The sequence below is a fragment of the Okeania sp. SIO3I5 genome, from assembly GCF_010672085.1.
GTDB lineage: Bacteria > Cyanobacteriota > Cyanobacteriia > Cyanobacteriales > Microcoleaceae > Trichodesmium.
This window is the reverse complement of record NZ_JAAHHT010000341.1, coordinates 1-7,737: the sequence shown is the minus strand read 5'-3', so window position 1 is coordinate 7,737 and position 7,737 is coordinate 1. Positions and strand designations below refer to the sequence as shown.

General features: G+C 35.3%; 9 protein-coding genes. 4 read left to right on the top strand and 5 right to left on the bottom strand.

Annotated elements, in window-relative coordinates; genetic code table 11:
* Window positions 1-879 (bottom strand): ABC-F family ATP-binding cassette domain-containing protein (locus F6K40_RS37150; RefSeq protein WP_293144298.1); only part of this gene is annotated, 879 nt, incomplete at its 3' end.
* Between the two features lie 1,319 nt (window positions 880-2,198).
* Between F6K40_RS37150 and F6K40_RS37145 the strand changes: the two genes are divergently transcribed.
* Window positions 2,199-2,324, top strand: coding sequence for a hypothetical protein (locus tag F6K40_RS37145; RefSeq protein ID WP_293144296.1), 126 nt, complete (start codon window positions 2,199-2,201; stop codon window positions 2,322-2,324).
* A 254-nt stretch (window positions 2,325-2,578) separates the two neighbouring features.
* Here F6K40_RS37145 and pgsA read toward each other — a convergent pair whose 3' ends face one another.
* The gene (gene pgsA / locus F6K40_RS37140) at window positions 2,579-3,097 is read right to left on the bottom strand and encodes a CDP-diacylglycerol--glycerol-3-phosphate 3-phosphatidyltransferase (protein WP_293144293.1); all 519 of its coding nucleotides are present in this window, start codon (window positions 3,095-3,097) and stop codon (window positions 2,579-2,581) included.
* A gap of 510 nt (window positions 3,098-3,607) precedes the next feature.
* Here pgsA and F6K40_RS37135 point away from each other — a divergent pair.
* The gene (locus F6K40_RS37135; RefSeq protein ID WP_293144290.1) at window positions 3,608-3,832 is read left to right on the top strand and encodes a hypothetical protein; all 225 of its coding nucleotides are present in this window, start codon (window positions 3,608-3,610) and stop codon (window positions 3,830-3,832) included.
* Window positions 3,833-4,056: 224 nt separating this feature from the next.
* Here F6K40_RS37135 and F6K40_RS37130 read toward each other — a convergent pair whose 3' ends face one another.
* The 3 genes from F6K40_RS37130 to F6K40_RS37120 form a co-directional block, all read right to left on the bottom strand.
* Window positions 4,057-4,239: a hypothetical protein gene (locus F6K40_RS37130; protein ID WP_293144287.1), complete on the bottom strand. Its 183-nt coding sequence runs from the start codon at window positions 4,237-4,239 to the stop codon at window positions 4,057-4,059.
* A gap of 119 nt (window positions 4,240-4,358) precedes the next feature.
* Window positions 4,359-4,526: a hypothetical protein gene (locus F6K40_RS37125; RefSeq protein WP_293144284.1), complete on the bottom strand. Its 168-nt coding sequence runs from the start codon at window positions 4,524-4,526 to the stop codon at window positions 4,359-4,361.
* 114 nt (window positions 4,527-4,640) lie between these two features.
* Window positions 4,641-4,919, bottom strand: a complete 279-nt coding sequence (locus tag F6K40_RS37120; protein ID WP_293144281.1) for a hypothetical protein — start codon at window positions 4,917-4,919, stop codon at window positions 4,641-4,643.
* 192 nt (window positions 4,920-5,111) lie between these two features.
* Here F6K40_RS37120 and F6K40_RS37115 point away from each other — a divergent pair, with 192 nt between their 5' ends.
* Together F6K40_RS37115 and F6K40_RS37110 are read left to right on the top strand one after the other, a co-directional pair.
* Window positions 5,112-5,687: a hypothetical protein gene (locus F6K40_RS37115; protein ID WP_293144278.1), complete on the top strand. Its 576-nt coding sequence runs from the start codon at window positions 5,112-5,114 to the stop codon at window positions 5,685-5,687.
* Window positions 5,688-5,750: 63 nt separating this feature from the next.
* Window positions 5,751-7,562, top strand: a complete 1,812-nt coding sequence (locus F6K40_RS37110) for a tetratricopeptide repeat protein (RefSeq protein ID WP_293144275.1) — start codon at window positions 5,751-5,753, stop codon at window positions 7,560-7,562.
* Window positions 7,563-7,737: the final 175 nt, after the last annotated feature.

Here is a 7,737-nt window from a genome sequence, read left to right as displayed (position 1 = left end):
CATTTCTTCTATGCGTTGAATCCGAGCTTTTTGTTTAGTGCTGCGAGCCTTCGGACCTCGTTTCAACCATTCTAATTCCCGGCGTAATACACCTTGATGTTTCCTTTGAGAATTAACAATTGATTCTTCAGCTAAAGCTTTTTTTTCTAAATAGTAGGAATAATTTCCAGAATAAGTGTAAATATCCCCTCTATCTATTTCCATAATTTTATTAGTAACCCTGTCGAGAAAATAACGGTCGTGAGTAATTAATAAAATTGCTCCAGAAAAAGTATTTAAGTAACTTTGTAACCATTCGACAGACATAGCATCTAGATGGTTTGTTGGCTCATCCATTAACAAAACATCAGGTTCAGCAAGTAGGGCTGTTGCTAAAGCAATTCGTTTACGATAACCCCCAGATAAATTGCTAACTTTAGCATCAAAATCTAGAATTCCTAATTGACTCAGGATAATTTTTGCCTTAGTTTCTAATTCCCAAGCATTGGTAGAATCCATGCTTTGAGTTACTTCTGAAAAACGCGACATTAACTGATTATCTTCTGGATAATGAGCTAATTTTTCTGATAATTCTTCGTACTCTTTTACCAGTGCCATTTGTTCGCCACTGTCGGCAAAAACTTGTTCTAATACGGTGTTATTTTCATCCAAATCTGGTTGTTGAGGTAAATAAATAATCCTCACATTTTGATTGACTAAAATTTGACCGCCGTCTGTAGGTTCTAAACCAGCAATCATTTTTAATAGAGTTGATTTTCCCGAACCATTTGTACCAATTAAACCAACTTTGTCGTTAGTATCTAAACTGAAACTGGCATCTTTTAAAATTTCTTTAATGCCAAAGTCTTTTTTTACTGATTGAAGTGTGAATATACTCATTTATTTTAGGAATTAGGGAATAGAAAATAAGAATAACAACTGTATCTCAGTAACTTGAGAAATGCTGTTACTAATTAAGCTAAGATTTAGATTATACATCAATTCTAGCTTAAAGCCAAGGCTGTCATTTCAGTTATCAGTTATCAGTTATCAGTACCTCTGCCTGTTTGCTCTGCATTCCACAGGAAAGTCAGAGGCTTGAAATATTGAACCTGTTTTTTTTCAGCCCCTTGAAAGGGGAGGCTTGAGACCTGATTTTTTGGTCAAAAACTGTTTGATATTAAGGATGATTTTTAATATCATCTAATATACTAATCTTAAATAATTTGGTATCTAAAAAATTGTAGGGGTTTGGTTTCCAAATCCCATTTTTTTTGTTGTCAGACTAAACGACCTTAGCTCAAATATTACAATATAAGCGCGGGTTGCTCTAGCTGAATATTTACATTAAAAAGCAATTAAATATTGACTAGAATATACTTTTCTTCTCTAGGGGGTTTGCAGACAAAAAACCTACTTATTACAGAATTAATTTTGATTATGAAATAATTTGCGATTTAAAAAACTGTAGGGGTTTGGTTTCCAAATCCCATTTTTTTTGTTGTCAGACTAAACGACCTTAGCTCAAATATTACAATATAAGCGCGGGTTGCTCTAGCTGAATATTTACATTAAAAAGCAATTAAATATTGACTGGAATATAGTTTTCTTCTCTAGGGGGTTTGGAGACAAAAAAACTACTTATTACAGAATTAATTTTGATTATGAAATAATTTGTGATTGAAAAAAACTGTAGGGGTTTGGTTTCCAAATCCCATTTTTTTTGTTGTGAGACTAAACGACCTTAGCTCAAATATTACAACATAAGGGCGGGTTGCTCTAAGGGCGGGTTGCTCTAGCTGAATATTTACATTAAAAAGCAATTAAATATTGACTAGAATATACTTTTCTTATCTAGGGGGTTTGCAGACAAAAAACCTACTTATTACAGAATTAATTTTGATTATGAAATAATTTGTGATTGAAAAAAACTGTAGAAATTTGGTTTTCAAATCCCATTTTTTTGTTGTGAGACTAAACGACCTTAGCTCAAATATTACAACATAAGCGCGGGTTGCTCTAGCTGAATATTTACATGAAAAAGCAATTAAATATTGACTGGAATATACTTTTCTTATCTAGGGGGTTTGAAATGATTTGCGATTGAAAAAAATGTAGGGGTTTGGTTTCCAAATCCCTTTTTTGATTGGATTGTGAAACTAAAGCCCGTTAGATAAAATATTACAACCGATTTAGGATGACTCTAGCTGAATATTTACATGAAAAAGCAATTAAATATTGACTGGAATATACTTTTCTTATCTAGGGGGTTTGGAGACCAAACCCCTACTTATTACACAATTAATTTTCATTTATTACAACCGATTTACGATCGCTCTAGCTGAATATTTACATGAAAAAGCAATTAAATATTGACTAGAATATAATTTTCTTATCTAGGGGGTTTGGAGACCAAACCCCTACTTATTGCACAATTAATTTTTATTATAAATAAATAGATATTAAAAATTAGTTGAAAAATACAATTTATCAAAATAATTTGGTCGCGCCACCCCGCTTTTTAAGGCGAAATGTTTTTGGATGGTTGCTCAAAATCCCCGTTACAAAAACAACTTCTGACTTCTGACTTCTGACTTCGTTAAGTATTGCTAGTTTCTTGATCTGGTAATAAGTAAATTATCCCTGAAATTATTGTTAAAGCAACAGAAATCCAAAACATAATTATTGTTGGAGTTGCCCAAATTTTGGGTAAAGGAGCAATTAATAAAGCAACAGCGATAATTTGACTTACAGTTTTTAATTTTCCCCAAATATTAGCTCCTGAAATTTTGCTTTGATTAACGCGCCAACCTGCTATGGTTAACTCCCTACCTAAAATTAAAAATACTCCCCAAGCAGGAACTTTGCCTAATTCAATTAATGCTAATAGAGGTGCTAAAACTAATAATTTATCTACTAAAGGATCTAAAAATTTACCCAAGTCGGTAATTTGATTAAGTTTTCGTGCTAAATAACCATCTAAAAAATCTGTAGCTGAAGCAATTAAAAAGATTGCTAAACATATCCAAAGATTCTGATTAGTTGGAGTCTTGAGAATGTAAAGAATAATAGGTACTCCCAACAGGCGAGAAAAAGTAATTGAATTCGGTATATTCATAATTGAAGAAGGAAGAATGAATAATGGATAATTGATAATGGATAATTGATAATGAATTGAGTTTTTATACAATGTTTCAAAACTACTTCTTTGAAAACCGAAAAATTCAAATGTTTTCACTTTTTGTACAAGAATTATCAAGCCAAATAATTATTCATTAGAGAAATTATCAATTATCCATTGGTAAATATTATTATATGGCAATCGGCGTTTATGTTGTAACATTTTATCGTAGGGGTTTGATCTCCAAACCCTGGTCTCCAAACCCAAGCAAAAATAGGAATTAGAAACCAACTCCCTACAGTTTTTTCACAGGTCATTGAGAATTGCGATATATTAGTATATTCAGGCTATAGTCTTGATTTTAATTGAGCAACTGCTATAATTATTGAAATTAATTTTATAGCTAAGAAAGAATTGGTTAGAAAAATTACTGATTATGAATCTTAGACTAGGAAATGTTTTTCTAACTGTTCCCTGTTCCCTAGAATATTGGTTAAAATTATAATTATGTCTGTATCAAAAGAAGAAGCAAAGCAATTATTAGAACGTTTGATTTTTGATGACGAACGCCCTCAAGATTGGGTGCAAGATGTTTGGGGAATGAGTCCGACTTTGGGAGAAACTGCTGCTAAGTTGTTAGATGTTTTTGACGTCTTAATTGCATCTTGTCCGGAGCCTGAATTAAATGATCTACTGCAAACTTTTGATGCAGAATTATTCGAGGAAGATTAGGATATTTATTAATAGTAAGTAGGGGCGTTTCATGGAACGCCCCTACAGGGGTTTGAAAAGTTAAAAATTGTAGAATTTATGCTCAATTTTTTTTGAGCAATAGACTTCTATTTTGATTAGTTATCGCTATCTCAAAAATAGTAGGGCAGGAGAAGAATTTATTTGCATTAATATCAGATTTTTCTGCCCCTAAACTACTCAGTTAATCATGCTGTTAACTATAATTAATCAAAGTCGAAATCGCTGTCGTAACTATCGTCACCATTATCAGCATTTTCTGCTTGATTGAGAAGAAAACCAGTCGCTTTCCTGGCTACATAACCAGCTTCTGGACCACCAACTTCTGAAGCTACAGCTCCTACTACAGAACTAACTCCAAAATTAAATAAAGAAGTTAAGAAATTCATTAGATTATTCCTCAAATTGAACGATTGTTTTTTTCAGGATACCTGTCTCAATTTATGAGATGAGATTGGTATTAATTAGGTTAAGAGGCGATAAATTTTGTCGATTTTTTCTATTAAAATTAATCTCCGAAAAAGTTATCTACCTCTGGCATTAAGTCCTCATCACTGTTTGTTTCATTAACACCACAAAACTTTTGCTGGAAAAGACTATGATGGTGAAAATGATTGTTTGGAAGATGACTTGGGTTATAGAAAATTTCGCGGTCAAAATTTAATTCTGGTGGCATAATACCCCAAGTGTTTTTGACTGAAATTCGAGGTTTTCTTTGCCTCATATTTCTATAGTATAGGCAATAATTTGATTTGCAAAGAGTAAAAATGTCAGTGACAAGATGTCAGCATTACTCTGATTCTAAATGTCTTACAATTATGTAAACTAAATCTGGCTGAGGTTCTTTTCCTTCACTAATTAATTGACGGGCTAATGTTGCTCCGAATTTTCTGATTGCTTTAGGTGGTTGTGTATGTTCATAGCGATAAAATTGACGCAGAGAAATACCTACCATTTTGGCAGCTTTTTCGTTGGTTATGCCAAAACTAACTAATGCTTTGGGATTCAGATATTCGGCTGCTTTGATTTGAGAAATTAAGTCTTCTTTTGTTGTGATTTGTTGAGACATTTTGACCTCCTCAAAAAGTAGTACATTTTCTTTGTGTAAGACTAATGAGTAGATTAAAAACTAGGGAATATACCCCGATGCAAGGGGTGTTGATAAATTCCTGAAAGTATTGCTATAATTAACAAAATCTAACTTCGGGGAATAAAAAGTTTGGGGATTCTCTGAAATTTCTTACTCAAGGAAGTTGCAAAAATGCCAAGACAATCTAGAGGGCCAAAAATTAAAGAAAGAGCCAAATTCTTATTAGGGGCTTTATTAGCACTTGTTAATAAGGAATTATATCATCCTTCTGATATCCAAGTACAAGTAAGATGGTTGGGGGAAGAAACTGCTGCCCGTCTATTTGTGAAAGCTCAATTGAAACACTTAGTCAAACTAACAGAAATATATGGTCAAAAGTTGACTACAGAGCAAATTAGAGATGTGCTAAAACAATTGGAAGAGTTCTTGCAGATTTTGGAAGATAGACGGGAAAAAACCCAAGGTGCATCAGAATGGAAGTTTGTGCTGAAGTTGTTGAATAAGGATAAAGAAGATAATTTGAAATTTTTAGAGGAGGAGTGGGAGAAACGAAAATCAAAGTCTGGCCATGACAAACAAGCTAAGTCTGATGCAGTCCTTCCAACTCAAAGATCCAATATTCCTGGAGAGAAATGGTTATACCAACTTAAAAAAATTATGCTACGGATAATGAGTGTGATTAAAAGACTTTACAGGAGATATTCCTTTGGTAAAAAAGATAATTTCCGACATAAAAAACGGTATTGAAGCCATTCATTCTTACTCCTGACTCCTTGTGAATAGCCTAGTGATTTGTAGCAAACAATCAAATTGGTATTAGATAATAAGGTTCTTGTGGGTAGGGAAAAGGAACTTGCCGAACTCGACGCATTACTCAAAAATAATCAACGGGGTGTTGGTAAAACCGAACTTTCCCGTCGATACGCTCATGCTCATAAGTCTGCTTACCCTGGTGGTATCTGTTGGTTGGAAGTACCTGCGGAGAATGTCGGTATTCAGATTCTCATGTTTGCTCAGAATAATCTCGGACTTATTCTCCCCGAAGAGGAAGATTTACCGGGAAAGTTGCACTACTGTTGGCAAAATTGGTCTGAGGGGGAGGCGTTACTTATTTATAATGATGTGACTGACTACGAAACTCAGATAAAGCCTTTTTTGCCTCCAGATTTGTCTCGGTTTCGGGTACTGCTGACGACTCGTAAAAATCTTGGTTCGGCATTTCAGTCGTTGCCTCTCGATGTATTGACACCTTTGCTAGCCATGGAGTTATTAAAATCTATATTGTTGCCAAGAAAAAGAGTTTTGCACGAACCCCAGTCAGCAAAAGCTAGGGAACTTTTGAAATGGTTGGGTTATTTGCCTCTGGCGATTCAATTAGTGGGGCGATTTTTAGATCAGTATTGGGAGATTTTGAATAGGGATAATTTGGCTTTGACAAAAATGCTTGAGCGTTTACAGAGAAAGAGTCTGGAACATCGGGCGATGTTGGCTAATGAGTTGATTAATTATCCTAATGGTGTGGCGGAGGCGATGGCTTTGAGTTGGGATAGGTTGGATAAAAAGACTCAAGAAATAGGTTTGCGGTTGGGGTTATATGCTTTGGCACCTTTTCGTTTGTCGTTGGATCAGATAGAGGATGATGAGGAGTTGGAGGTTTGGGAAATTGCGATTGGGGATTTGCTAAATCTGCATTTGTTGAAGGGTGTTGAGTATGGGGTTTATAGTTTGCATCCTTTGGTGCGGGAATTTTTGCAGATGAAGTTGAGAGAATATTCGGGGGCGGATGAGTTGAGACGTGGTTTTGTTGTGGCGATCGTGGAGGCGGCGCGGAAAATTCCCCACCAGGATATTACACAGGAGCAAGTTCGGGAAGTTGAGGTTGATATTCCCCATATTGAGGAGGTAGCAGAAAATTTAACTGAGTATTTGAGTGATGATGATTTGATTGTTCCTTTTACTCGCTTAGGTGCATTCTATAAAGATCAAGGATTTTATCCACAGGCACAACCTTGGTTAGAGAAGGGTAAAGAAATAGCAGAAAAACGGCTGGATAAAGATAACTCTGATGTTGCGACTGTCTACAACAACCTAGCAAATTTATATGAATCTCTTGGGAAATACGAAGCAGCAGAACCTTTGTACCTGCAAGCTATTGAAATCGTCAAAATCGCCCTACCGGAAAATCATCCATATCTTGCCAGCCACATCAACAACCTAGCTTTATTATATAAATCTCTTGGGAAATACGAAGCAGCAGAACCTTTGTACTTGCAAGCTCTTGAAATCCACAAAATCGCCCTACCCGAAAATCATCCACAGCTTGCCACCCACCTCAACAACCTAGCTTTATTATATAAATCTCTTGGGAAATACGAAGCAGCAGAACCTTTGTACCTGCAAGCTATTGAAATCCACAAAATCGCCCTACCCGAAAATCATCCATCCCTTGCCATCGACTTCAACAACCTAGCAAATTTATATTATTCTCAAGGGAAATACGAAGCAGCAGAACCTTTGTACCTGCAAGCTATTGAAATCCACAAACCAGACTCCTTACCGATGGCACTGATAATCTCAGGCAGCCCACCTGGGCCAAAAAACTTCTCAACAGGAAAAACTTGAGAAATGACGATCGCCTGCGTAGTCAAGCCAAACTTCAAATCCTCTGTCGCAGCCAAATATTTTTCAAATCGAGACAACGATAAAAGCCGCTCAATCCGATTCTCAATCAACAACTCATGCTCCCCAACCAAACAAATTAATTGAGAATTAAACTCCGTATAAATTGACAACCCTT